The organism is Stenotrophomonas veracruzanensis (assembly GCF_032911525.1).
GTDB lineage: Bacteria > Pseudomonadota > Gammaproteobacteria > Xanthomonadales > Xanthomonadaceae > Stenotrophomonas > Stenotrophomonas africana.
On record NZ_JAWJTI010000002.1, the window covers coordinates 303,287 to 327,698 of the forward strand.

Consider the following 24,412-nt stretch of genomic DNA (forward strand, 5'->3'; position numbering starts at 1 on the left):
CAGTGGATCAGCCCTTGGCGCCGGCGCACATGACTTCGGCTGAGGCAACGACTTCACCGTTGACCTTGGCTTCGCCGTAGTACCAGCCCATGTTGCGGATCAGACGCTTCATCTGCACATCGAGCATCAGCACGTCGCCGGGCACGACCTGCTTGTTGAAGCGGGCGTTTTCCACCTTGACCATGTAGAACAGCTTGGACTGCGCATCGCGGCCAAGCGTGAGCTGGGTCATCACGCCACCGGCCTGGGCCAGCGCTTCGATGATCAGCACGCCGGGCATGATCGGGCGGCCGGGGAAGTGGCCCTGGAAGAACGGCTCGTTGATGCTGACGTTCTTCTGCGCCAGGATGCGCTTGGCCTCGATGTCGAGTTCAAGCACCCGGTCCACCAGCAGGAACGGGTAACGGTGCGGGAGCAGTTCCTGGATCTCGCAGACGTCGATAGGAAGCTGCAGCGTGTCGTTCATTCTTTCTCCTTGCCAGCGGCCAGGACGCGGCGAGCCAATGCGTCCAGCTGCTTGAAGCGCGCGGCGTTCTTGCGCCACGTGCGGTTATCGGTCAACGGGGTGCCGGACGAGTACTCGCCCGGCTCATGGATGGAGTTGCGGACCACCGACTTGCCGGTGATCACGACCTTGTCGCAGATCTCAAGGTGGCCGACCACGCCGACGTGGCCGCCGAGCAGGCAGTAGCGGCCGATCTTGGCGCTGCCGGCGATGCCGGTGCAGCCGGCGATGGCCGAGTGCGCGCCGATCTGCACGTTGTGTGCGATCTGCACCAGGTTGTCCAGGCGCACGTCCTCGTCCAGCACGGTGTCTTCCAGCGCGCCGCGGTCGACACAGGTGTTCGCGCCGATCTCACAGTCGTCGCCGATGCGGACGCCGCCGAGCTGCGGCACCTTGATCCACTTGCCCGCGTCCATCGCCAGGCCGAAGCCATCGGCGCCGAGCACGGCACCGGGGTGCACGCGGACGCGCTTGCCGAGCTTGACCCGGGTGACCAGGGTGACCCGCGCGATCAGCTCGCAGCCGTTGTCCAGGCTGCAGTCTTCGCCGATCACGCTGCCGGTGCCGATGATGCAGTTCTCGCCGACCACGCTGCGTGCGCCGACGGAGACGAACGGGCCGATATGCGCGCTGGCGGCAACCTGGGCGCTGGGATCGATGACGGCGCTGGGGTGGATGCCCGGCGGCCGCGTCGGCGCGATGTCGAACAGCGCGGCGATCTTGGCGAAGGTGGTGTAGGGGTCCTTGGCCACGAGCGCGGCGCCGGGGGCGGCCTCGGCGTCGTCGGCACGCAGGACCACCAGCGAGGCCTGGCTGTCGGCCAGCTGGGCGCGGTAGCGTGGATTGGCGAGGAAGGTCAGCTGGCCAGGACCGGCATGGGCGAGGGTGGCCACGCCATGGATGGCGGTGGCGGGGTCGCCATGGACCTGCAGGCCGAACTGCTCGGCGAGTTGCTGGGCGGTGTAGGTGGGAGTATTCACGGCGGGAGTTTAACGTGTGACGCCATTGCGGTCATGCGGGGGGGCAGGGCTTGGCGCCTGCCTGATACGGGCGGGAGGCGGCGGGTGGCCCTGGCCAGGACACGCAAAAGCCCCTCCATGGTGCTCGATGGCGCCATCCATGGCGCCAACGGTCCTGTCCAGGGCCACCCGCCGCCTCTGGACAATTTCCCGCGAGCGCGACCAAAAGCCCGTGCCATGCAGTGTCATCTGCAACAACGAAAACGCCGGGCAATGCCCGGCGCTTCGCACCCCGTCTGGTGGAGAGTCCCCCTTTGTCAAGGGGGGCGCGCCAGCGGCGCGGGGGATAGGTGAAATGCGCGGGCAATTCACCGGAGGTGGATCAGTTCTGGGGAACGACGTTCCTCAGAACTGGCCACCGAACGTGAATTGCAGACGCTCGACCTTGTCATCGTCTTCCTTCTTGAGCGGGAAGGCGTAGCTGATCGAGATCGGGCCGACCGGGGCGCGCCACAGCAGGGCCACACCGGTAGACACGCGCAGTTCGTTGGCCTTGAAGTTCTTGGTGCCGTTGTACACGTTGCCGAAGTCGACGAAGGCCGACACGCGTGCCGACGGGCTGTCGAACAGGCGCGGGAAGTAGGCTTCGACCGAACCGACGGTCTTCAGCGAACCACCCAGCGGCTGGCCTTCCGGATAGCCGTTGGTGACTTCACGCGGGCCGAGGGTGTTGTCCTCGAAACCGCGCACCGAATTGGTACCACCCGCATAGAAGTTCTCGTAGAACGGCAGGCCCGATGCGGTGACCGGACGCAGTTTGCCGTCCTTGTCCGGCACCATCGCGGTCTTGTCCTTGCCGTAGCTGTCGCCGTAACCGACTTCAGCGCGGGTGTTGATGACCAGCGACGGCATGATCGGCCAGTACTTGCTGATCTGGTAATTCAGCTTGTAGTACTCGATGGTCGAGCCCGGCAGCGTCGTCTCCAGGCCAACGCGCTGGTAGGTACCGCGGGTCGGCATGAAGTAGTCGTTGCGCGAGTCGCGTGCCCAGCCCAGTTCCGTGCGCCACGCGTGGAAGGTCTTGCTGCCCAGCACGTTGATGTAGTCGATGATCGACTGCGGGGTGGAGCCCGGGTAGGTGGTGATCTGATTGCTGTCGATGCCGAACATCAGCGAGACAGTATCGGTCTCGGTGATCGGTACGCCGAACACCACCTGCGCCGAACCATTGGTGCTGTTGTACTGCGCGGTGTTGAAGTCGGAGTAGTCCAGTTCGCGCCAGGACAGGTTGTAGCCCAGCGACACGCCGTCATCGGTGAAGTACGGATTGGTGTAGCTGAAACCATAGCGCTGCAGGTAGCTGCTGCGCGAGGCTTCGACCGACACACGGTTGCCGCCGCCGAGGAAGTTGTTCTGCGACAGCTGTACCGACGTGGTCATGCCATAGGACTGCGAATAGCCCAGGCCGAACACGAAGCTGCCGGAGGTGGTTTCCTTGACGTTGTAGACGACGTCGACCTGGTCGTTGCTGCCGCTGACGGCCGGAGTCTCGACGTCAACGGACTCGAAGTAGCCCAGGCGCTGCAGGCGGATCTTGGAACGGTCGATCGCGGCCTGCGAGTACCAGCTGTTCTCGAACTGGCGCATTTCGCGACGCATCACTTCGTCGGACGTACGCGTATTGCCGCGGAACAGAATGCGACGCACCGACACGCGCGGGCCGGGGACGACCTGCATGTTGATCGCCACGGTCTGGTCGGGGCGGTTGGTGGTCGGGATCGGGTTCACCTTGGCGAACGCGTAGCCGATGTTGGACAGGGAATTGGTGATGGTGTCCGAGCTGAACTCCAGCAGCGCACGCGAGAACGTGTCGCCCGGCTTCTGGATCACCATGCGCTCGACGTCCTCCTGCGGGAGGATGGTGTCGCCGCTGACCTTGATCTCGGAGATCTTGTACTGCGCACCCTCGGTCACGCCGGCGGTGAGAAACATGTCGCGCTTGTCGGGGCTGATCGAGACCTGGGTGGAATCGATGCTGAAGTCGACATAGCCGCGGTCCAGGTACCAGGAGTTGAGCTTTTCCAGGTCGCCGGACAGCTTTTCCTTGGAGTACTGGTCGTCACGGCGGTACCACGACGCCCAGTTGTGCTCCTTGGACTCCCAGGTCTCCAGGATGTCCTTGCTCTCGAACTTCTCGGTGCCGACCAGGTTGACGTGGCGGATCTTGGCCGCCTTGCCTTCCTTGATCGCGATCGCGATGTCCACGCGGTTGCGGTCCAGCGGGCTCACGGTCGGGGTGATCTCGACGGTGTACTTGCCGCGGTCGTTGTACTGGCGGCGAAGCTCCTGGGTCACGCGGTCCAGGCTCAGGCGGTCGAAGGTGCCGCCTTCGGTCAGGCCGATGTCGGACAGGCCCTTGAGCAGCTGCTCGGACTTGATGTCCTTGTTGCCGGTGACGGTCAGCTTGTTGATTGCCGGGCGTTCCTTGACGGTCACCACCAGGATGCTGCCCTGGCGGTCCAGCTGCACGTCTTCAAAGAAGCCGGTCTTGTACAGGGCGCGGATCGTCTCGCCGACCTTGTTGTCGGTGATGGTCTCGCCACGTTCCACCGGCAGGTAGGTGAACACCGTGCCCGAGCTGATGCGCTGCAGGCCATCCACGCGGATGTCGCTGACAGTGAAGGGCTCGGCTGCCTGGGCCAGGGCGGGAGCGCCGGTGACGGCGGCGAGGGCGAGGGCCAGCAGGCGGCGATTGGGGAGTCGCGTCATGTCACGTCCGGTAGGAAGGTCGATTTCATTGGTGCGGGATGCCGACGCTGTAGACGGCAACAACGTGGAAAAGTTCATCGCGGGACCAGGCCGAGGATGTCGTTGTAGAACGCCAACCCCATCAGCCCGGCCAGCAACGCCAGGCCGATGTATTGGCCGGCGGCGATGGCACGCTCGCTCAGCGGGCTGCCCTTGACCAACTCGATAAGGTAATACAGCAGGTGGCCGCCGTCCAAGATCGGGATCGGCAACAGGTTGATGATGCACAGGCTGAGTGACAGCAGGGCAAGGAACTGCAGGAACCAATCGAGGCCTCGCTTGGCCGAAACATTGGCCACGCGGGCGATGGTGACCGGCCCGGAAACGTTCTGCAGCGAGGCCTTGCCGGTGACGATGCGGCCCATCATGCCCAGCGAATCTGCGGCCAGGCGGCCGGTTTCGCGTACGGCCACGGTCACCGCATCGAGCGGCCCGTAGCGCAGCAGGGTGTCGTAGGCGGGGCTGTAGCTGGTGGGGAATCCGACGCCGATCTGCCAGACCGGGTTGCCCTTGCCATCCTTGCCCTGACGGGGGGTCACTTCCAGCGCCAGGCGTTCACCGCCGCGCAGGACCTCGATCATCCCCGGTCCACCGGCACGGCCGAGGGCCTGGATCTCGCCGATCACCTGGTCGACGCTGTCGATGCGCTGGCCGTCGATGGCCACGATCAGGTCGCCCGGCTGCAGTTGCCCGCTGACGACCGAATCCGGGGTCAGCGAGTCGACCAGCGCCGGCTGCAGCCACGACTGCCAGTACAGACCCGCCAGGATCGGCACGCGACGTTCATCGAAGCCGGCCGGCAGCTGCGACAGCGGCAGGGTGCGCACCCGTACCTGGTCGGCGCGGTCGAGCACTTCCAGCTTCACATCGCGGCGGTCCATCGCGGCAGCGGTCAGCGCCATGCTGGCTTCACCGAGGGTGGCCACCTGGCGCTCATCCACGCGCAGTACGCGGTCGCCACTGGCCAGGCCGGCGCTGGCGGCGATGCCATCGGCACGGCCGATAGTCGGCGAATAGTCCTGCTTGCCGATCACGAACATCGCCCACAGCAGCAGGATGCACAGCAGCAGATTGGCGATCGGTCCGGCGGCGACGATGGCGATGCGCTGCCAGACGGTCTTGTGGTTGAAGGCCTGGCCGCGCTCGTGCGGATGGACTTCGACCTCGCGCTCGTCGAGGAATTTCACGTAGCCACCCAGCGGGATGGCGGCGATCGCGAACTCGGTGCCGTGCCGGTCCCGGCGCGACCACAGCGGGCGGCCGAAGCCAACCGAGAAGCGCAGGATCTTGACCCCGCACAGGCGGCCGACCCAGTAGTGACCGAATTCGTGGAACGTGACCAGCAGCCCGAGGCTGACAATCATCCACCAGACCGATCCGATGAAGTCAGTCATGCAGGCTCACAGTGGCGGGCAGGGGCGGCGTCGTCATGCTGGGCGAGGCGGTCGTTCAGGCGGCGGCGATGGCGTTCAGGGTCAGCTGGCGGGCCCGCTGGTCGGCGGACAACAGGACCTCCAGTGTATCGGCTGCTTGCGTCGGCAGTGTTGAAAGAGCGTTAGCAACCAGCTCCGGGATCGTCAGGAAACCGATCCGGCCCTGAAGAAACGCTGAAACGGCCTCTTCATTGGCAGCGTTCAGCACCGCCGGCGCGGTGCCACCGGCCTGCATCGCCTGCCAGGCCAGGGCCAGGCAGGGGAAGGCGTCGGTGTCGGGCGCCTCGAAATCCAGCCGGCCCTGGGCCAGCAGATCCAGCCCGGCCACGCCCGATTCGATGCGCTGCGGCCAACCGAGGCCGACCGCCAGGGTGGTGCGCATGTCCGGCAGGCCCATCTGCGCCAGGGTGGAACCGTCAACGAACTCGACCAGCGAATGCACCAGGCTCTGCGGGTGCACCAGCACCTCGATGCGCTCACCGGGAATGCCGAACAGGTGGTGGGCCTCGATCACTTCCAGGCCCTTGTTCATCAACGTCGCCGAATCAACCGAGATCTTCGGGCCCATCGACCATTTCGGATGGGCCACGGCCTGCGCCGGTGTCACCTGGGCCAGCTCGGCCCGGCTGCGGCCGCGGAACGGGCCACCCGAGGCGGTCAGCAGGATCCGGCGCACACCAGCGCCGTCAATGCTGGCGTCGCGCGAGCGCAGGCACTGGAAGATCGCGCTGTGTTCGCTGTCGATCGGGATGATTTCGGCGCCGGCACCTTCGGCAGTGCGGGTCAGCAGCTCGCCGGCCAGCACCAGCGATTCCTTGTTGGCCAGCAGGATGCGGTTGCCGGCGGCCGCGGCCGCCAGGGTCGAAGACAGCCCGGCGGCGCCGACGATGGCGGCGACGACGGTGTCACAGGCATCGCTGGCGGCCAGCTGGTCCAGCGCGGCATGGCCGGCATGGGCCTCGGTCGCCAGGCCGGCATCGCGCAGGCCGTCACGCAGTTCGCCGAACAGCGATTCGTCGGCAATCACCGCGTGCGCCGGCCTGTGCTGGCGGCACAGTGCCAGCAGCGCCTGCACCTGGCGGCCGGCGGCGAGCACCGTGGCCTGGTAGCGCTGCGGGTGGCGGGCGATCACGTCCAGCGTGGAGGCACCGATTGAACCGGTGGCGCCGAATACGGCGACCCGGCGCAGGTCTGCGACAGCATTCATGGTCAGAACCCGAAGATTTCCTTGCCGAGTGCGAACACCGGCACTGCGGCCAGGACGCCGTCGACACGGTCGAGCACGCCGCCATGGCCCGGAATCAGGTGACCCGAGTCCTTGGCACCGGCGTGACGCTTGATCAGGCTTTCGAACAGATCACCCAGGACCGAGGCAAATACCGCCACCACCGAGGTGATCAGCAGGCCCGGCAGGTGGCCCGCATCGATGCCCGCCAGCCAGCCCAGGCCAAGGGCCACGGCGACACCGGCCAGCAGGCCGCCGAACAGGCCTTCCCAGGTCTTGTTGGGGCTGATGCGCGGGGCGAGCTTGTGCTTGCCGAAGTGACGACCGGCGAAATAGGCGCCCGAATCGGCCGCCCAGACCAGTGCCAGCGCCGCCAGCAGCCACAGGTGGCCCTGCTGGCCCGGCGGATCGCCGCCGGCGTGGATCAGCACCAGCGCGGCCCAGGCCGGAACGATGGCCAGGGTGCCGGCCAGCATCTTCACGATGCGCGAGGGGGCCGACGGTTGCGCGCCGAAGTTGAAGAAACGCAGCCAGACCAGCGCCGCCAACCACCAGGCAACACCGGCCAACGTGGTGATCTGGAACAACACCAGCGTGCTGCCATCGGCCCACACCAGCAGCACCATCAGCAGCAGGTTCAGCACCAGCAGCACGGTGCGCGCCAGCGTGTCTTCGATGCCGGCCAGCTTCAGCCACTCCCACAGGCCGATCAGCAGCACGGCGGCGGCGGCCGCTGCCAGCCATTGCGTCGGCAACAGCAGGATCGCGGCAATGGCGACCGGCGCCATGATCAGCGCGGCGAGGACTCGGATCTTGGTCATGGGCTGGAGGTCTCGGTGGCCAGTGCGGCGATCTGGGCGCTGGTCAGACCGAAACGACGTTCGCGGCCGCCATAGGCGTCCAGTGCCTGCTGCAGCAGCGCGGCATCGAAGTCCGGCCACAGGGCCTCGGTGAACCACAGCTCGGTGTACGCCAGCTGCCACAGCAGGAAGTTGCTGATGCGGGTATCGCCACCGGTGCGGATGAACAGGTCCGGTGGCGGCAGGTCAGCCAGGGCAACCTGGCGGCCCAGCAGTGATTCGTCGATCTGTTCGGGCAGCAGGCGGCCGGCAGCGACTTCAGCTGCCAGGGCGCGCGCGGCGCGGGCGATGTCCTGGCGGCCACCGTAGCTGGCGGCAATCGACAGGGTCAGGGTGGTGTTGTCGGCGGTGCGCTGTTCGGCCAGCTGCATGCGGCTGACCAGACCGGCGCCGAAGCGCTCGCGTTCGCCGATGAAGCGCACGCGCACGCCACGCCGATGCAACTCGTCCACTTCGCGGTCGAGCGCGCCGAGGAACAGCTTCATCAACGCATCGACTTCTTCCTGCGGCCGGCCCCAGTTTTCGCTGGAGAATGCGAACAGGGTCAGTGCCGGAATGCCCAGTTCAAGGCAGCGCTCGATGGTGCGGTTGACCGCACGCGCGCCGGCCCGGTGGCCGATCACGCGCGGACGACGGCGCTGCTGTGCCCAGCGCCCATTGCCATCCATGATGATGGCAATGTGGCGGGGCAGGGCGGCCGGCAACGGAGGCGGGACTGAAGGCATCGACTTCAGACCGACAGCAGTTCTTTTTCCTTGTCGGCAACGACCTTGTCGACGTCCTTGATGTTGGTGTCGGTCAACTTCTGGATGTCGTCTTCACCGCGCTTCTTCTCGTCTTCGCTGATCGCCTTGTCCTTGACCAGCTTGGCGATTTCCTTGTTCGCGTCCTGACGGATGTTGCGGATCGCGATCTTGGCGCCTTCGCCTTCCTTCTGCACCTGCTTGGCCAGCTCCTTGCGGCGCTCTTCGGTCGGCGGCGGCATGTTGATGCGGATCGCGGTGCCCAGGGTGTTCGGAGTGAACTCGGCGTTGTAGAGACCCTTTTCGATCTCCTTGATCATGCTCTTGTCGAACGGCGTGACCAGCAGCGAGTGGGCGTCGGCGTTGGAGATCGAGGCGACCTGGTTCAGCGGTGTGCTGGCGTTGCCATAGGCGCTGACCGTGACGCGGTCCAGCAGGGCCGGGGTGGCGCGGCCGGTGCGGATCGAGGTGAGGGTGTGCTTCAGAGCGTCGATGCTCTTGGCCATGCGCGTCTGCGCGTTGTTCTTGATGTCGTTGAGCATCGCCCGGTCCTGGGTGTAACTGGAATCGGGCGATTATAGGCGAATACGGGACGCTGCCGGGCCTGAATCGGCCCGGAGCTCGCCTGGCACTCAGGCTCAGGCCGGGTCGCGGCCCTGGACCAGGGTGCCGATGTTCTCGCCGCTGAGGATCTTCAGCAGCTCGCCCGGCTGGCCCATGTCGAACACGCGCATCGGCAGATCGCTGTCGCGGGCCAGTGCGAAGGCGGCGGTATCCATCACCTCCAGGCCACGGCGGATCACTTCGTCGTAGCTCAGGCTGTCGAAGCGGACCGCGTCGCTGTGCTTGTTCGGGTCCTTGTCGTACACGCCGTCAACCTTGGTGGCTTTCAGCAGCAGGTCGGCGCCGATCTCGATCGCGCGCAGGGCAGCACCGGAGTCGGTGGTGAAGAACGGGCTGCCGACGCCGGCGGCGAAGATCACCAGGCGGCCCTTTTCCAGGTGGCGGATGGCGCGGCGGCGGATGTAGTCCTCGCACACGTCGTTGATCTTGATCGCGCTCATCACGCGGGCCTTGGCGCCCAGCTTTTCCAGGGCATCCTGCATGGCCAGGGCGTTGATGACCGTGGCCAGCATGCCCATCTGGTCGCCGGTGACCCGGTCCATGCCGCCCGCGGCCAGGCCGGCGCCGCGGAAGATGTTGCCGCCGCCGATCACCAGCGCGACTTCGGCGCCTGCCTGCTGGGCTTCGATGACCTCACGGGCCAGGCGGTTGATGATCTTCGGGTCGATGCCGTAGTCCTCATCTCCCATCAGCGCCTCCCCGGACAGTTTCAGAAGGATGCGGCGATAGGCGAGCTTGGACATGGGGACCTCGGGTGCGTGGAAATCGCGGGCGATTCTACGCGCATGCGGCGTCGGGCCAAAGTGTTTTGTGCACTGCGGCGCAAAATCCTGGCGTTCGCCCCGGTCATGCGGGGCTTCCGGTTCAGCCCAGCTCGGCGCTGGCGGTGGCCGAAAGCTCGTCGTGGCCCAGGGCGCCGGGGGAGCGGGCGATCACCCGGTTGCGGCCCAGGTTCTTCGAGCGGTACAGCACATCGTCGGCCGCACGCAGCAGGTCCTGCACGTCGGCGAAGCGCTCGTAGCCGCCCTGGGTGGCTACGCCGGCGGAGAAGGTGACGAACAGCGGGCCGCCCTCCAGCTCGGCCATCGGCGTGGCGACGATGTTGGCCAATACCCGGCGAATCACGTCCAGCGCCACCGATTCGCTGGTGTTGGGCAGTAGTGCGACGAACTCCTCGCCACCGAAGCGGGCCACAGTGTCGCTGTTGCGCAGCTGGCCCTGCAGCTTGCCGGCAAAAGCGCGCAGCACTTCGTCGCCGGTCAGATGGCCGTGGGCATCGTTGATCTTCTTGAAGTCGTCCAGGTCGATGAAGGCCACCGACAGCGGCCAGCCCTGGCGCCCGGCGCGCAGGAACTCCTGCTCCAGCACCGCCTCCAGCTGGCGGCGGTTGAGCACGCCGGTCAGAGCGTCGCGGTGGGCCTGGTCGGCCAGGCGCTTGGCCCGCGCCTCGAATTCGTCGGCGCGGCGGCGCGCCTGGTCGGCATCCTGCAGCTCGCGCAGGTTGCGCAGGGTGGCCAGCTCCTGCGCGTGGTCGATCAGTTCGCGCACCCGCAATGGCGAGTTCAGGCCGGCCTCGAACAGGCTGGCGATGTCCGGCAGGGCCTCGCTGATGCGGGTCAGCACCTGGTCGAATCGGGCGCTGTCCAGTTCCAGGCGGTCGTGCACCTGGTGAAGGGCGCGCTCGCGGGCGGCATCGGCGTCGTCGTCCAGCCAGATGTCGGCGACCGCGCCGGACAGCTGCACGCAGGCCTGGAACGGCGATTCGGCAGCGTCCTCGTCCTCGCTGTGGCTGATGCTTTCCACCAGATAGCGCGGCAGGCCCCACTGCTCGGCCACCCAGGCGCCGACATCGGCATGGCTGCAGCCCAGTTCCTTGCGCTCGCGGGCGACCAGATCCGTGTTGTCGCGGGCTTCGCGCAGCAGCGGCAGGTAGCGCTCCGACTCGGCCTGGGCCAGGCACAGCACGCCGAGGTCCTGCAGCAGCCCGGCCAGCATCAGTTCCTCCAGCCGGCGCAGGCCGCGGGCCTGGCCCAGCTGGCTGGCGGCCAGGGCGCTGAGGATGCTGCGTTTCCACGCGCGCTGGCGCAGGTCGTGGTCGGCACCGGCACCGCCGGTCAGGCCCTGGGTGACGGTGAAGCCCAGAGCAAGGCTGATCGTGGCATTCAGGCCCAGCATGGTCAGTGCCTGGCCGAGGTTCTCGATGCGGCGACGGCTGGCGTACAGCGGTGAATTGGCGATGCGCAGCATACGAGCGCTCAGCGCCATGTCGATGGCGATGATGTCGGCGGCGGTGGCGATGTCCGCTTCCGGGTCCTGTGCCAGTTCGATGATGCGCAGGGCAATACCGGGTGGCGAAGGCAGGTTGCGGCAGAGCGCCAGGGCAGCTGTCAGCTCGGGAGGCATGTCGGGTCGTTCAATTCCATTGGGACAAGAATACCTAGGAATGCATCACAGTCCGCGATTTTCGTTCCTGCTATGTGACTGTGGATTCCCTGCGCCTGAGTATCGGCTTGAATCGCGCACAACGCAAAGGTGCCGGTGTGCGCACCAACGGTGCGCACCCGCCGGTCGGGCATGGGTTCATCCCTTGGGCCATGCATAAAAAAAGAGCCGCGGTTTCCCGCGGCTCCTTATGGTCGCTTCACAGCCGGAAGGCTGGAATCAGACCTGCATCGCCTTGGCAACTTCGGCGGCGTAGTCTTCCACCACCTTCTCGATGCCTTCGCCGACGATCAGCAGCTTGAAGCCAGCCACGTCGGCGCCTGCGGCCTTGACCACCTGCTCGACGGTGGTATCGCCCAGCACGTAGGTCTGGCCGTACAGGGTCACGTCGCTGACGATCTTGTTGATCTTGCCGCTGATGATCTTTTCCAGGATCTCGGCCGGCTTGGCCTTGTCCTTTTCGGACATCTTGGCCAGCTCGATTTCCTTTTCCTTCTCGACGAAGTCGGCCGGAACGTCCGAAGCCTTGTTGTGCGGCGGCTTCAGGGCAGCCACGTGCATGGCCAGGCCACGGGCCAGCTCGACGTCGCCGCCGACCAGGTCGACCAGCACGCCAACCTTGCCGTTGGTGTGGACGTAGGCGCCGACGGTGTTGTTGCCATCAACCTTCACCATGCGACGGATCTGGATGTTCTCACCCAGGGTCTGCACGGCGGTGGCGCGGGCTTCTTCAACGGTGCGGCCATCGGCCAGCTTGGCAGCCTTCACGGCTTCGACGTCGGTGGCGCCCGATGCCAGGGCGGCAGCGGCAACGGCATTGACGAAGGACTTGAAGTTGTCATCGTTGGCGACGAAGTCGGTTTCCGAGTTGACTTCGACCAGCACGGCCTTGCCGCCATCCTGGGCCAGGCCCAGACGGCCTTCGGCGGCCACGCGGTCAGCCTTCTTGTCGGCCTTGGCAGCGCCGGACTTGCGCATGGCTTCAGCAGCAGCGTCGATGTCGCCGTTGGCTTCGGTAAGTGCCTTCTTGCATTCCATCATGCCGGCGCCGGTGCGCTCGCGCAGTTCCTTGACCAGGGAAGCAGTGATTTCCACGGGATTACCTCACGAAAGAAAGGGGTTGGGCCGGCATGGTGGCCGGCCCGTGTGACACGGTCCTGTCACGCGCCAAAGGCTGCGTGCAGGGAGGGTGGACGCCGGGCGTCCACCCCGGGGCCTGGATCAGGCCTGGGCGTCGTCGCCCTTCTTGGCAGCCTTCTTGGCCGGAGCGCGGCGGGCCGGCTTCTCTTCGCCTTCAGCAGCGGCTTCAGCGAACTCTTCCTCACGCACCGAAGCAGCGTGCGGAGCAGCAGCCTTGCCTTCCAGCACGGCGTCGGCAGCGGCGCGGGCGTACAGCTGCACAGCGCGGATGGCGTCGTCGTTGCCCGGGATGGCGTAGTCCACCAGTTCCGGGTTGTAGTTGGTGTCGACCACGGCGATGACCGGGATGCCCAGCTTCTTGGCTTCCTTGATCGCGATGTCTTCGTGGCCGATGTCGATCACGAAGATGGCGTCCGGCAGACGGTTCATGTCCTTGATGCCGCCCAGCGAGGCTTCCAGCTTGTCGCGCTCGCGACGCAGGCCCAGCACTTCGTGCTTGACCAGCTTCTCGAAGGTGCCGTCGGTTTCACCGGCTTCCAGTTCCTTCAGGCGCGCAACCGACTGCTTGACGGTACGGAAGTTGGTCAGGGTGCCGCCCAGCCAACGCTGGTTCATGAACGGCATGCCGCAACGCTCGGCTTCTTCCTTGATGGTTTCGCGGGCGCTGCGCTTGGTGCCCAGGAACAGGACGGTGCCGCGCTTCTGGGCAACCGACGAGATGAAGTTCATCGCGTCGTTGAACAGCGGGACGGTCTTTTCCAGGTTGATGATGTGGATCTTGCCGCGGGCGCCGAAGATGTACGGAGCCATCTTCGGGTTCCAGTAGCGGGTCTGGTGGCCGAAGTGGACGCCGGCTTCCAGCATCTGACGCATGGTGACCTGGGGCATTGCAATACTCCTGATATGGAACCAGCGATTCCGCCCGCGGGATAGGTATGCGGGACGCGTGGAAGCGCGATCGGTTCCGGGGTTGGGCTTCCCTGTTGCCTCCGTGGCCGAACTCCTTGCGGAGCACCCCGGCACGGATGGGGGCAGCAGGTGTGGATTCACCGGTGACGTCCGGTGTGGACGGGTTCCCGCGCGCGCAGGCAGCAGGGATCCGGTCGATTATAGCCCGCTGGGAGCGCTCGCTGCAATGGCCGGGTCCGGCGCGGTCAGTTCGACCACGCGGCCGTCCTGCAGCTGGGCCTGGAAATGGCCGTCGGCGTAGCCATCAGCGCGGGCGGGCAGGGCCCAGCGGCGCTCATGGCCGGCCAGCAGATACCCGGCCAGACCCGGCAGAAGCAGGGTGCGCTGGCCGTCGCTGGTGATGTAGGCGAGATCGTTCAGGCGGGCGTGCAGGGTACCGGTATTGCTCAATCGCAACGATGGATGCGACGGATGGGGCTCGATTCCGGCATGCAGTCGTGGCTGTGCCAGTGGCGCGGAATTCCCCCGGAACAGTGGCAGCGAGTAGCGCGCCAGGCCGGGGGCGCCGGGGGCGAGCACGACCCGGTAAGCCCGTTCGGTGGCAACGGGGGCAGGCTGGCGCGGCAGCAACCAGATGCGCTGTCGGATGCCGGGCGGGATGTCGAGCCGGGTGGGGCTGGCCAGGATCTGGTCGCTGGGCCGCAGCGTCTCCGCGTCGGCCTGCTGTTCCCAGGCCAGGATCCGTACTTCTCCCTGCCAGTGGCCGGGGCCGGGGTTGTACAGCCACAGCTCGCCATGCCCCCCTTCGGCGGGCAGCTGCAGTGTGGTCGGCAACAGGTCCAATGCCGCGGCAGGCAACGCCAGCAGCATCGCCAGCAGGGTCAGAAGTGCACGCATCAGTAGATGACGGTCACGGCGGACGTCGTGTCTTCATTGTCAGCGGGGGGCGCGAGCTCGCGGACCTGGGGCGGAAGTTGCGGTGTGTCGCTGCGCTGGTGGGGTGCGGGGCAGTGGTTGCTGCCGGCATCACCGCTGCAGCCCTCGACCACAATCAGCCGGATCTGCAGGGCATTGCTGCTGGGATCGGCCCACGCGGGCGTACTGGCGACCAGCATCGCCCCGATCAGAAATGCGCGAACCACCTGCCATCCACCGTGCTGTAGGACCCGTTGCGCGGTATCGGCTGGATCGGCCGAATCTGTAGAGTCGACTGTCAGTCGACTGCGCCTGGCGCTGGAGTGATGCCTGCATCCACCCATGGCGTGGGTCTACCTGGAGACGGTCAGCATCCACCTGCCAGGAGGCGCCTGGTGGGTGCCGACCGTTGGTCGGCAGGCTGGTCAATAGGTGATCGTCACCGTCACCAGATCGTTGTAGGTGCCGGCCGGGGGCTGGCCGGTGACGGGCGGCACCCGGCCATAGATGGTCAGCTGCTGCGCGCTGCCACTTCCGGTGCCGCCAACGGTATCGACGTTGAGGGTATTGCCCCAGCGCAGGCTGCGCGCGGCATTGCGGTACAGCTCGTAGGTGAGGTAGTAGGTGCTGCCGCCGATGGTGGTGGCCATGCGCCGCGTGCTGGTGGCGGATGGGTTGTTCTGGCCGTCGTTGAGGCTGACCTGGTAGGCCGTGTTCTTCAGGCAGGTCAGGGTCAAGGTGGCGGTCCGGTCGATGTTGGCGGGAATGCCGCCGGTGACGTTGCCGAAGTCCATGTTGGTGGTGACGTAGCTGCCGCACTGCGGCAGCACGTTGGCGGTGGCGGTGAAGCTGAAGGCGTTGCTGATGCTGTTGGTGCCGGTGGCGCCGCCGTTGCAGTTGGCGGGCACCGTGGCATTGCCGAGCAGGACCTCGTTCCAGGCCCAGGTCAGCACCACGTTGGCGCCGTTGAAGGCGCTGCTGTAGGCGCCTGACGCCAGGATCTGATTGGCGGGGATCTGCGCGGACAGCTGCGTGGTCTGCGTGCCGCTGCCACCGGTCAGGGGCACGTTGTAGGTCAAGGTCAACTCCTGCGCCGGCGGCGAGCCGCGCGGGGTCAACCCCGTCACCTGGCTGAAGTTGGAGGTGTTGTAGAGCTGGAAGTTCATGCTGTCGCTGGTGCTGGTCTTCATCGTCCGCCAGCTGGAGCTGCTGCCGCCGCCGCTGCCGGCGCCGATGCCCACGCAGACCCGCACGCCGGTAGTGGCCAGCACGCTCAGCGCGGCAGTGGTGCAGGTCACCGTGATGTTGAGCGTGCCGGTGGTCGCGCCGGGGGCATTGCTGTTGACGTTGCCGAACGGCAGCGTCGGATCCGCGATGGCGGCGCACACCGCGACGGCGCGGGCCGGTGCTGCCGCCAGAATGCCTGCGACCAGCAGCAGGCCGAGCAGCAACGTCCTCATGGCGCTACCTCCGGGATGCACGCCAGCGGTGCCGGCTTCGGTCGCGCGCCGGCTGCCACAACCTTCGGCAGGTCGGGCACCTTCACCCGGCACTGGCCACGACTGGTGGTGATGTACAGCACGCTGCCGGCAGCGACGTCCTCCAGGTACAGCAGGCCGTCGTATCCGACGGTGGCCTGGCGGCCATCGGGCAGCTGCACCTCGCTGCCGACTTCCAGTGGTTTTCCGCCCATGTCCTGCAGCGTCAGGCTCAACGACGGACGCGAGCGCAGCTGGAACGTCAATCGCGTGCCGGCACGCTGGCGCGGCGTCACCCAGTCCTCGATGCGATCGGCACGCATGTCCTCGGGCAGATCCAGCGTGTCGATCGAGACCCGGTTGCGCTGCCAGGACAGCAGCGGACTGACCAGCAGCAGGCCGCGATCATCGGTGACGCCGATCAGGCGGTTCTCCAGCCGCACCGGCACGCCGCCGACGCCGTTGGTGCTGATCACCGCGAACGCGTCCGAGACCTCGCGGGTGGCGAACGCGTGCCCGCCCATCCAGACCAGGCTGCCACTGGCGCTGCCGTAGGCATAGTTGAGCCCGCCCTGGCGCGAGGCGCCGAACGAGTAGCGGCCGATGTCATTGAGAATGCCGACCTCGGCCAGGCCACCATTGCCGTCCTCGCCATGGCGTACCTGTGCACGCCAGCCGACACCGCCAGCGCTGCCGTCACCGGGCACTGGCTGGGTCACGTCGGCCACCCAGCTCTGGCTGTCGCCGTTGCGCTGGCTGGACAGGCTGGCCTGGCGGTTGTTGCCCAGGCTGGCGGTCACCGACAGATAGATGCTGCGGTCGTTGCTCTGGTCCAGGTTCTGGTTCACCGACAGGTAGGCCGACCAGCGCTGGCTCCAGCTGCGCGACCAGAACAGGCTGGCGTAGCGGTTGTCCTCGCCATCCGGATAGCGCAGGCGCAGGTAGCTGGCGCTGAGCGTGCCCAGCCGCAGCAGATCCAGCCCGACCGTGGCCTGTTCACTGATGCTTGGCGGCAGGTTGCCCTGCAGCGCGCCGAGGTCGCGGTAGTCGCCGTGGCTGCGCACGCTGCGCAGGTTGAAGTTGAGACGGCGGTTGTTCCAGCTGTAGCCCAGTGCCCACTGCCCGCCCTGCAGGCCGTGGTAATTGCTGTGTGCATAGGCCGCGTTGAACACGCCGGCACCGCCCAGCAGCCACCAGCCGCCGATCCCGGCCTGGGCCAGGCCGCCGCCGCCTTCGGCATGGGCTTCGCCGGTGAAGGTATCGCTGATGCCACCGCGCCAGCTGGCGTTGGCCACGGTACGGTCGTCGTAGGCGAAGGAGCGCTGGCCGAAGTCCTCGCGCAGGTGGCCGACGCCGACCGACCAGTCCGACAGCCCCTTGGCCAGCAGCTGCTGGGTGCCGTAGAAGCTGAAGTCCAGCGTCTGCATGCGGCCGAACGCATCGGTGACCACCACCTGGGCGCTGCCGGTGCCGCTGATGCCGGGCTGCGCGGCCAGCTGGAACGGCCCGACCGGCACCTGGCCGCTGTACTGGCGCAGGCCATCGACGTACAGCTCGACCGTGGACGGCACTACCGCCTGGCCGAGGAAGCTGGGCGTGGGGGTCAGGACGCGATAGGGCTGCAGCCCGTAGTTGCGGCCGATCTGCAGGCCGCCCAGACGCACCGGGCGGGTCCAGTCGACGAAGCCGCTGTAGAAATCGCCCACCTCCAGGGTCATCGCCTGGTCGGGGAAATCCAGGCGCCAGCGCGTATCCAGTCGCACGCTTTCGCCGCGCCAGCGACGGTCGCCGGGTTGCTGGTAGCGACGGCTGATCGCGGTGTTCTCGAAGGTGCCGTCGCCGATGCCGAACAGGCGCAGCTCCGAGCTCAGGCTGAGGTTGCCGAGCGTGTCCACCCGGCTGCCGTAGAGGTCGTAGTTGAGCAGCACGCCGGGCGAGGCGCTGCCGGCGGGTGCGCGCGTCTGCGGGCGGCTGAGCACGGTGGTCGGCAGGGTCAGCTGGTCCAGTGGCACGTCCAGCGCCAGGGTCTGCAGGTGCGCGTCGTAGCGCACCACCGCGCCGCTGATCTGGTCCAGGTAGACCGGTGCATCGCCACTGGCGTTGAAGCCGAGCTGGCGCAGGACCTCGGGGCTGGCCTGCAGGCGGCCGCGGTTCTCGATGAAGGGAAGCAGCCCGCGTGGGGTGCTGTTGAGCGACACGTCCAGGTACAGCGTCTGGCTGGCGGTCAGCGGGGTGGGGGGCGGCAGGATCGCATCGGCGGAGATGCCGGATACGTCGGCGGCCCCGGTGGCCGTCGCGCCGGACACATCGGCGGCTTCGGTCGCCACAGGAGCCAGGGCAGCAAGCAGCGCGCCCATCAACGCCTCAGCGAGCCGATGGGGGCGACAGTGGCGTCTGTTCCGACTCGCCATTGAGCTTGGCCGTGATCTGGTCGTTGCCGCGGTCGATCGCCGTGCGCTCGATCGGCCAGCGCATCACCTGCCCGGGCAGCACGTAGCCCAGCAGGCCGGGATGCACGATGCGCGGACGCGTGGCGCTGCCGAGTGCGAGATCGGCAATCTGTGCATAGCTGTTGCCCGAATTGGCCACCTCGACGCCGTTGCGGCCATCATCCAGCGTCACCAGGCGCGCCTGCAGCTGCGGTGCGAGTTTGCCGGACGCGGGTTGTACGAACACCGGGATCGAGTAGCGCAGGACGAACTGCATGCCCTCGGCACGGGTGGCCAGGTCCGGCACCTCGTCCACGATCAGGCGGTAATACTGTTGCGCGTCCGGTGGCTCCCGGGTCGGACGCATCACCCGCACCAGCTGCTGCTGGCCGGCCGCCAGCTCCTGCATCGGCGGGGAGGCCATCAGTTCGTCGGTGGGCAGCAGCTGCTCCTGGCCGCCGTGCTGCACCCAGCGGAAGACCCGCACCTGCAGCTTCACCGGCGAGGTGCCGCTGTTGGTCAGCCACAGCTCGCCGGCACGCTGGCGGGCTTCCAGCTGCAGGCTGGTGGGGGCGACCTGCAGGCTGGTGGCACCTGCCGTAGCGGTCGCCAGCAGGCACAGGGCGAGCAGCGCCACGCCGGTGGCGCGCCACGGGCGGGGTCCGGCCATGCGGGCGTGCTCCATCAATAAGTGATCGTGGCGGTGACCGTATCCAGGTAGTTGCCGGTGGCCGGGTTGTTGGTACTCAGGTTCAGGATCTGGCCGTACACGATGTACGGCACGGCCAGGCCGGTGCCGATGCCCGCCTGGGTGTTGGTGCCCGTTGTGGCGCCCCAGACCAGGGTATGCGCGGCATCCTGGTAGAGCTGGTAGCCGACATAGTTGTTGGCAGTCACCGCAGCATTGGTGTTCTTCATCCGCCGGGTAGTGACGTCATTGGCGGTACCGGCATTGGCGCCCGCATTCAGCGCAATCGTGTAGGGGGTCAGTGCCGAGCACTGCGCGGTCACCGTGCCCTGGCCGAGGGTTGGCGTGGCGGTGGTCGAGGCCGCCGTGCCGAAATCGACGTTCGTGGCCGCTGCCGCAGTGATGGTGCAGGCCTTGGTGACCACCAGGGTGACGTTGAAGGTGGTGGTGTCTGCGGCCAGGGCCGGGCTGGACAGGAGGATCCCGGCCAAGGTCCAGGCAAGCGGGGAACGAAGCGGGAATCGCATGGACAACCTCCCTGACCCGAAGGTCCGTTGAACAAGGCGAAGACGGCACGCTCGGCGCCGCTTTGGTGACTGCAAGGCCAGCTTAGGAGGCGCAAGTGTCTGTATTCCGTGATAAATAGGCAGTCGAAAGAGCGGATGCCATCACGCTTTCACTTTCCTTGCCGGAACTGTGCATGGCCCGGATCGCCAGTTGGGTGGCGTTCGTTCAGATTGCGGCCGGATCGGCGATAATGGGGGCCATGAGCGTGAATCTGAAAACCCCGCAGGAAATCGAGATGATGCGAATCGCCGGCCGCCTGGCCAGCGAAGTGCTCGACATCGTCACCCCACACGTCAAGCCCGGTGTCACCACCGAGGAACTGGACCGCATCTGCCACGACCACATCGTGAACGTGCAGGGCGCCATTCCGGCCAACGTCGGCTACCGCGGCTTCCCGAAGACCGTGTGCACCTCGGTCAACAACGTCATCTGCCATGGCATCCCCAGCGAAGGGAAGGTGCTCAAGGATGGCGACATCATCAACATCGACGTCACCGTCATCAAGGATGGCTGGCACGGCGACACCAGCCGCATGTACTTCGTCGGCACCCCGTCGGTGATGGCGCGCCGCCTGGTGGAAACCACCTACGAAGCCATGTGGCGCGGCATCCGTGCGGTGCGTCCGGGCGCGACCCTGGGCGACATCGGCCATGCCATCCAGAGCTACGCCGAAGGCGAGCGTTTCAGCGTGGTGCGCGAGTACTGCGGCCATGGCATCGGCAAGGTCTACCACGATGAGCCGCAGGTGGTGCATTACGGCCGCCCGGGCCAGGGCCTGGTGCTGCAGCCGGGCATGACCTTCACCATCGAACCGATGATCAACGAGGGCACCCGTTACAACAAGGTGCTGCCGGATGGCTGGACCGTGGTGACCAAGGACCGCAAGCTGTCGGCACAGTGGGAGCACATGATCGCGGTCACCGAGACCGGCGTGGACGTGCTGACCCTGTCGCCGGGCGAGTCGCAGGTCTCCTGAAGATGCTGCCGGCGAGTTCGCTGCTGGACACGCCGGCCGCGTCGCTCAACGACCCGGACTGGGCTGCTGCCGCGCGCCAGGCGCTGCAGCAGGCCGACGCGCGCCTGTACCGCCGCTTCGACCAGGGCGACAACATCGAGCGCCTGCTGGCGCTGCGCGCGCGTGCCGCCGACCATCTGATCCGCCTGGCGTGGCAGCGTTGCCTGCCGGCCGATAGTGGGCTGTCGTTGTTCGCGGTGGGTGGCTACGGTCGTGGTGAACTGTTCCCGCGATCGGACATCGACCTGCTGGTGTTCGGCGATCCGCCGGCACAGTTGGCGCACGAATCCGCCCTGGCACGCCTGTTTGCACTGCTGTGGGACTGCGGGCTGGCGGTCAGCCATGCGGTGCGTTCGGCGCCGCAGTGCCGCGAGGCGGCGGCGGACCAGACCGTGCTGACCGCGTTGATCGAGGCGCGCCCGATCCTGGCCGATGATGTGGCGCGTCGCGCGCTGCGCGAGGCCATCGACGATCGGGAACTGTGGCCGGCACGCGCGTTCTTCCTGGCCAAGCTGGAAGAGCTGCGTAACCGCCACCAGCGTTTCGGCGACACCGCCGACAACCTGGAGCCTGACCTGAAGGATGGCCCGGGTGGCCTGCGCGATCTGAACACGCTGGGCTGGATGGCACTGCGTGCCTTCGGCGTGCGTGACCTGGAGGCGCTGGTCGGGCTCGGCCATCTGGGTGCCGACGAAGCGGCAGCACTGAAGCGCGAACGTGCGGTGCTGGCGCGGCTGCGCTTCGGCCTGCATCTGGTCGCGCGCCGCCCGGAAGAGCGCCTGCGTTTCGATTACCAGAAGACCCTGGCCGCGCGCCTGGGCTTCGAAGACGATGCCGAGAACCTCGGTGTCGAGAAGATGATGCAGGGCTTCTACCGCGCCGCGCTGGTGGTGCGCCGGATCAGCGACCGCCTGCTGCAGCGCTTCGAGGAGCAGTTCGACGGCGAGGCGCAGCCCGAGCCGTTGACCGTGGGCTTCTCCCTGCGCCGTGGCTACCTGGCCGCCAACGAGGCCGACTGGCCGCGCGGTGATATCGGCCAGGTGTTCGCGCTGTTTGCCAGCTGGGCCAACAATCCGCAGGTGCGTGGACTGCATTCGCTGACCGCGCGCGCGCTGGCTGAAGCGCTACCGCTGCTGCCGGCCTACGACCAGGCCGATGCCGATGCGCGCGAACAGTTCCTGGCGCTGCTGCGCGGCCAGCGGCCTGTCGATACGCTCTCGCGCATGGCGCGGCTGGGCGTGCTCGGCCAGTGGATTCCCGCCTTCGCCCAGGTCAGCGGGCGGATGCAGTTCGACCTGTTCCATGTCTACACCGTCGACCAGCACACGCTGATGGTCCTGCGCAACATCGGCCTGTTCGCCAGCAGCCGTGCCGACGAGCGCTTCTCGATCGCGCACGAAGTGTGGCCGCGCCTGCGCAAGCCGGAGCTGCTGCTGCTGGCCGGCCTGTTCCATGACATCGCCAAGGGCCGTGGTGGCGACCACTCGGAACTGGGGGCGGTGGACGCGCGTGCGTTCTGCCAGGCGCATGCGCTGAGTGGCACCGATACCGAGCTGGTGGCATGGTTGGTCGAACAGCACCTGCGCATGTCGGTGACCGCGCAGAAGCAGGACATCGCCGACCCGGTGGTGATCCATCGCTTCGCCACCCTGGTCGGCAGCCGCGACCGCCTCGACTATCTGTACCTGCTGACCTGCGCCGACATCGCCGGCACCAGCCCCAAGCTGTGGAATGCATGGAAGGACCGCCTGCTGGCCGACCTGTACTTCGCCACCCGGCGCGCGTTGCGCGAGGGGCTGGAGCACCCGGTGCCGGCGGCCGAGCGCGTGGCCGAGGCGCGCGACAGCGTGCGCGCGCTGGTGCGCGAACGGGGTTACGACGATGCCACCATCGACCGCCAGTTCGCGGTGATGCCGGATGAGGGCTTCATCCGCCTGCGCCCTGAGCAGCTGGCCTGGCAGGCCGCCGCGCTGGTGCCGGTGAAGCAGGGCCAGGCGCTGGTGAAGGTTCGCCGGATCAGCGTCGATGATCCGGCGCTGGAAGTGTTCGTGCATTCGCCGGACCGCGACGGCCTGTTCGCCGCGATCGTGATGACGCTGGACCGCAAGGGCTACGGCATCCACCGCGCACGCGTGCTGGATGGTCCGGCCGATACCATCTTCGATACCTTCGAAGTGAACCCGGCCGATACCTTCGCCGATGGCAGCAGTGCCAACCTGGAAGCGGCGCTGCGCGAGGCACTCAGCGGTGACCTGTCGCGCCTGCGGCCGTCACGCCGGGTGGTGCCACGGCAGCTGCGGCACTTCCGTTTCGCCCCGCGAATCGAGTTCCGCGATGAGCCCGGCGCAACCCGTTTTGCCCTGGTCGCCCCCGACCGCCCCGGTCTGCTGGCCGATGTGGCGTTCGTTCTGCGCAACCAGGGCCTGCGCGTGCATGATGCGCGCATTGCCACGTTCGGCGAACGCGCCGAAGACACCTTCGTGATCAGTGACGAACACGACCTCCCCCTGACTGAACCTGCCCGGCAGCAGCTGCATGACGCGATGCTGGCCTGCCTGGACCCTGATCGAAACGCCGGAGACCCCGCCTGATGGCCACCAAGCCCGACAAGAAGACCGCCGCGACCCCCAAGAGCGCAGCGGCCCGGAAACCTGCTGCCGCCGCACCGGCCGCGAAGAAGACCACCGCGCCGAAGAAGGCTGCTGCGGTGAAGGCCCCGGCGAAGAAAACGGCTGCGGTGAAGCGTGCTGTGAAGAAGCCAGCGCCGGCCAGGAGCGCCGAAGCTGTCCGCGCCGAAACCATCGCCCGCAAGTCGCTGCGCAAGCCGTCGGCCCCAGGCGTGGAAGAACTGAAGTTCGGCATCGAGAGTGCCTTCGAGCGCCGCGCCACCTTGACCCTGCATGAGCTGGAAGGCTCGACCAAGCCGCTGGTCAACCGCGTGATCGATGGCCTGGAAAGCGGTGAGTTCCGCGTCGCCGAGCCGGACGGCCAGGGCGGCTGGAAGGTCAACGAGTGGCTGAAGAAAGCCGTGCTGCTGTATTTCCGCGTCAACGACATGGCCGTGGTCGACGCCCGCCCGGCGCCGTTCTGGGACAAGGTCGAATCGCGCTTCGCCGGCTATGACGAGGCGAAGTTCCGCCGTAGCGGCGTTCGCGTGGTGCCGGGCGCGATCGCCCGCCGCGGTACCTACTTCGGCAAGGACGTGGTGCTGATGCCGAGCTTCACCAACATCGGCGCCTACGTCGGCGAAGGCACCATGGTCGATACCTGGGCCACCGTCGGTTCCTGTGCGCAGATCGGTCAGCACTGCCACCTGTCCGGTGGCGCTGGCATTGGTGGCGTGCTGGAGCCGCTGCAGGCCAGCCCGACCATCATCGAGGACCACTGCTTCATCGGTGCGCGTTCGGAAGTGGTGGAAGGCGTGGTGGTCGGTCACCACAGCGTGATCGGCATGGGCGTGTTCCTCAGCCAGAGCACCCGCATCTACAACCGTGCCACCGGCGAGATCACCTACGGCTACATCCCGCCGTACAGCGTGGTGGTGTCCGGCTCGCTGCCGAGCAAGGACGGTACCCATTCGCTGTACTGCGCGGTGATCGTCAAGCAGGTTGATGCCAGGACCCGCAGCAAGACCAGCGTCAACGACCTGCTGCGCGGCCTGGCCGACTGAAG

The 24,412-nt window shown here is 67.0% G+C and carries 21 protein-coding genes; 3 read left to right on the forward strand and 18 right to left on the reverse strand.

Annotated elements, in window-relative coordinates; genetic code table 11:
- Positions 1–7 precede the first annotated feature (7 nt).
- The 18 genes from fabZ to R1H25_RS03250 all read right to left on the reverse strand — a co-directional run bounded on the left by fabZ (position 8) and on the right by R1H25_RS03250 (position 19,685).
- Positions 8–466 (reverse strand): 3-hydroxyacyl-ACP dehydratase FabZ, encoded by a 459-nt coding sequence (gene fabZ, locus R1H25_RS03165; RefSeq protein WP_049445343.1) that lies wholly within the window; start codon positions 464–466, stop codon positions 8–10.
- A complete protein-coding gene (lpxD, locus tag R1H25_RS03170) occupies positions 463–1,485 on the reverse strand; it encodes a UDP-3-O-(3-hydroxymyristoyl)glucosamine N-acyltransferase (protein WP_010486339.1) in 1,023 nt (340 codons plus the stop codon). Before lpxD ends, fabZ begins: the two co-directional genes overlap by 4 nt.
- Positions 1,486–1,869: 384 nt before the next feature.
- A complete protein-coding gene (bamA, locus tag R1H25_RS03175) occupies positions 1,870–4,233 on the reverse strand; it encodes an outer membrane protein assembly factor BamA (RefSeq protein ID WP_317222655.1) in 2,364 nt (787 codons plus the stop codon).
- 74 nt (positions 4,234–4,307) lie between these two features.
- A complete protein-coding gene (rseP, locus tag R1H25_RS03180) occupies positions 4,308–5,666 on the reverse strand; it encodes an RIP metalloprotease RseP (protein WP_057501980.1) in 1,359 nt (452 codons plus the stop codon).
- Between the two features lie 55 nt (positions 5,667–5,721).
- Entirely contained in the window at positions 5,722–6,912 is a 1,191-nt protein-coding gene (locus R1H25_RS03185; protein WP_317222656.1) for a 1-deoxy-D-xylulose-5-phosphate reductoisomerase, read from the reverse strand.
- A 2-nt stretch (positions 6,913–6,914) separates the two neighbouring features.
- On the reverse strand, positions 6,915–7,751 hold the full coding sequence (locus tag R1H25_RS03190; RefSeq protein WP_317222657.1) for a phosphatidate cytidylyltransferase: 837 nt from the start codon (positions 7,749–7,751) through the stop codon (positions 6,915–6,917).
- Positions 7,748–8,515 (reverse strand): polyprenyl diphosphate synthase, encoded by a 768-nt coding sequence (uppS, locus tag R1H25_RS03195; RefSeq protein ID WP_049445328.1) that lies wholly within the window; start codon positions 8,513–8,515, stop codon positions 7,748–7,750. The genes R1H25_RS03190 and uppS overlap by 4 nt, the downstream gene beginning before the upstream one ends.
- Positions 8,516–8,520: 5 nt before the next feature.
- The gene (gene frr, locus R1H25_RS03200; protein ID WP_032127942.1) at positions 8,521–9,075 is read right to left on the reverse strand and encodes a ribosome recycling factor; all 555 of its coding nucleotides are present in this window, start codon (positions 9,073–9,075) and stop codon (positions 8,521–8,523) included.
- A gap of 96 nt (positions 9,076–9,171) precedes the next feature.
- Positions 9,172–9,900, reverse strand: a complete 729-nt coding sequence (gene pyrH, locus R1H25_RS03205; RefSeq protein WP_010486325.1) for a UMP kinase — start codon at positions 9,898–9,900, stop codon at positions 9,172–9,174.
- 121 nt (positions 9,901–10,021) lie between these two features.
- Positions 10,022–11,560: a GGDEF domain-containing protein gene (locus R1H25_RS03210; RefSeq protein WP_317222659.1), complete on the reverse strand. Its 1,539-nt coding sequence runs from the start codon at positions 11,558–11,560 to the stop codon at positions 10,022–10,024.
- Positions 11,561–11,818: 258 nt separating this feature from the next.
- Positions 11,819–12,694 (reverse strand): translation elongation factor Ts, encoded by an 876-nt coding sequence (gene tsf / locus R1H25_RS03215; protein WP_049436477.1) that lies wholly within the window; start codon positions 12,692–12,694, stop codon positions 11,819–11,821.
- Between the two features lie 126 nt (positions 12,695–12,820).
- Positions 12,821–13,627, reverse strand: coding sequence for a 30S ribosomal protein S2 (rpsB, locus tag R1H25_RS03220; protein ID WP_005408748.1), 807 nt, complete (start codon positions 13,625–13,627; stop codon positions 12,821–12,823).
- A 219-nt stretch (positions 13,628–13,846) separates the two neighbouring features.
- A complete protein-coding gene (locus R1H25_RS03225; protein ID WP_317222661.1) occupies positions 13,847–14,545 on the reverse strand; it encodes a molecular chaperone in 699 nt (232 codons plus the stop codon).
- Entirely contained in the window at positions 14,545–14,763 is a 219-nt protein-coding gene (locus tag R1H25_RS03230; protein ID WP_057501983.1) for a hypothetical protein, read from the reverse strand. Before R1H25_RS03230 ends, R1H25_RS03225 begins: the two co-directional genes overlap by 1 nt.
- A gap of 225 nt (positions 14,764–14,988) precedes the next feature.
- On the reverse strand, positions 14,989–16,023 hold the full coding sequence (locus tag R1H25_RS03235) for a spore coat U domain-containing protein (protein ID WP_317222664.1): 1,035 nt from the start codon (positions 16,021–16,023) through the stop codon (positions 14,989–14,991).
- Entirely contained in the window at positions 16,020–18,398 is a 2,379-nt protein-coding gene (locus R1H25_RS03240) for a fimbria/pilus outer membrane usher protein (protein WP_317222665.1), read from the reverse strand. Before R1H25_RS03240 ends, R1H25_RS03235 begins: the two co-directional genes overlap by 4 nt.
- 7 nt (positions 18,399–18,405) lie before the next feature.
- Positions 18,406–19,155 (reverse strand): molecular chaperone, encoded by a 750-nt coding sequence (locus R1H25_RS03245; RefSeq protein ID WP_317222666.1) that lies wholly within the window; start codon positions 19,153–19,155, stop codon positions 18,406–18,408.
- The gene (locus R1H25_RS03250) at positions 19,155–19,685 is read right to left on the reverse strand and encodes a spore coat U domain-containing protein (RefSeq protein ID WP_049447776.1); all 531 of its coding nucleotides are present in this window, start codon (positions 19,683–19,685) and stop codon (positions 19,155–19,157) included. Before R1H25_RS03250 ends, R1H25_RS03245 begins: the two co-directional genes overlap by 1 nt.
- 173 nt (positions 19,686–19,858) lie before the next feature.
- Between R1H25_RS03250 and map the strand changes: the two genes are divergently transcribed.
- The 3 genes from map to dapD are packed head-to-tail and all read left to right on the forward strand — an operon-like array spanning position 19,859 to position 24,410.
- Positions 19,859–20,701, forward strand: a complete 843-nt coding sequence (map, locus tag R1H25_RS03255; RefSeq protein WP_014036515.1) for a type I methionyl aminopeptidase — start codon at positions 19,859–19,861, stop codon at positions 20,699–20,701.
- Positions 20,702–20,703: 2 nt separating this feature from the next.
- Positions 20,704–23,331: a [protein-PII] uridylyltransferase gene (locus tag R1H25_RS03260; protein WP_317222668.1), complete on the forward strand. Its 2,628-nt coding sequence runs from the start codon at positions 20,704–20,706 to the stop codon at positions 23,329–23,331.
- Complete coding sequence (gene dapD, locus R1H25_RS03265) at positions 23,331–24,410, forward strand: 2,3,4,5-tetrahydropyridine-2,6-dicarboxylate N-succinyltransferase (protein WP_317222669.1); 1,080 nt, start codon at positions 23,331–23,333, stop codon at positions 24,408–24,410. The genes R1H25_RS03260 and dapD overlap by 1 nt, the downstream gene beginning before the upstream one ends.
- Positions 24,411–24,412: the final 2 nt, after the last annotated feature.

Coding starts and splice junctions, on each gene's coding strand:
- fabZ (WP_049445343.1), bottom strand. CDS start 466: ATGAACGACACGCTGCAGCTTCCTATCGACGTCTGCGAGATCCAGGAA.
- bamA (WP_317222655.1), bottom strand. CDS start 4,233: ATGACGCGACTCCCCAATCGCCGCCTGCTGGCCCTCGCCCTCGCCGCC.
- rseP (WP_057501980.1), bottom strand. CDS start 5,666: ATGACTGACTTCATCGGATCGGTCTGGTGGATGATTGTCAGCCTCGGG.
- R1H25_RS03185 (WP_317222656.1), bottom strand. CDS start 6,912: ATGAATGCTGTCGCAGACCTGCGCCGGGTCGCCGTATTCGGCGCCACC.
- R1H25_RS03190 (WP_317222657.1), bottom strand. CDS start 7,751: ATGACCAAGATCCGAGTCCTCGCCGCGCTGATCATGGCGCCGGTCGCC.
- uppS (WP_049445328.1), bottom strand. CDS start 8,515: ATGCCTTCAGTCCCGCCTCCGTTGCCGGCCGCCCTGCCCCGCCACATT.
- frr (WP_032127942.1), bottom strand. CDS start 9,075: ATGCTCAACGACATCAAGAACAACGCGCAGACGCGCATGGCCAAGAGC.
- pyrH (WP_010486325.1), bottom strand. CDS start 9,900: ATGTCCAAGCTCGCCTATCGCCGCATCCTTCTGAAACTGTCCGGGGAG.
- R1H25_RS03210 (WP_317222659.1), bottom strand. CDS start 11,560: ATGCCTCCCGAGCTGACAGCTGCCCTGGCGCTCTGCCGCAACCTGCCT.
- rpsB (WP_005408748.1), bottom strand. CDS start 13,627: ATGCCCCAGGTCACCATGCGTCAGATGCTGGAAGCCGGCGTCCACTTC.
- R1H25_RS03225 (WP_317222661.1), bottom strand. CDS start 14,545: ATGCGTGCACTTCTGACCCTGCTGGCGATGCTGCTGGCGTTGCCTGCC.
- R1H25_RS03230 (WP_057501983.1), bottom strand. CDS start 14,763: ATGCTGGTCGCCAGTACGCCCGCGTGGGCCGATCCCAGCAGCAATGCC.
- R1H25_RS03235 (WP_317222664.1), bottom strand. CDS start 16,023: ATGAGGACGTTGCTGCTCGGCCTGCTGCTGGTCGCAGGCATTCTGGCG.
- R1H25_RS03240 (WP_317222665.1), bottom strand. CDS start 18,398: ATGGGCGCGCTGCTTGCTGCCCTGGCTCCTGTGGCGACCGAAGCCGCC.
- R1H25_RS03245 (WP_317222666.1), bottom strand. CDS start 19,155: ATGGAGCACGCCCGCATGGCCGGACCCCGCCCGTGGCGCGCCACCGGC.
- R1H25_RS03250 (WP_049447776.1), bottom strand. CDS start 19,685: ATGCGATTCCCGCTTCGTTCCCCGCTTGCCTGGACCTTGGCCGGGATC.
- map (WP_014036515.1), top strand. CDS start 19,859: ATGGCCCGGATCGCCAGTTGGGTGGCGTTCGTTCAGATTGCGGCCGGA.
- R1H25_RS03260 (WP_317222668.1), top strand. CDS start 20,704: ATGCTGCCGGCGAGTTCGCTGCTGGACACGCCGGCCGCGTCGCTCAAC.
- dapD (WP_317222669.1), top strand. CDS start 23,331: ATGGCCACCAAGCCCGACAAGAAGACCGCCGCGACCCCCAAGAGCGCA.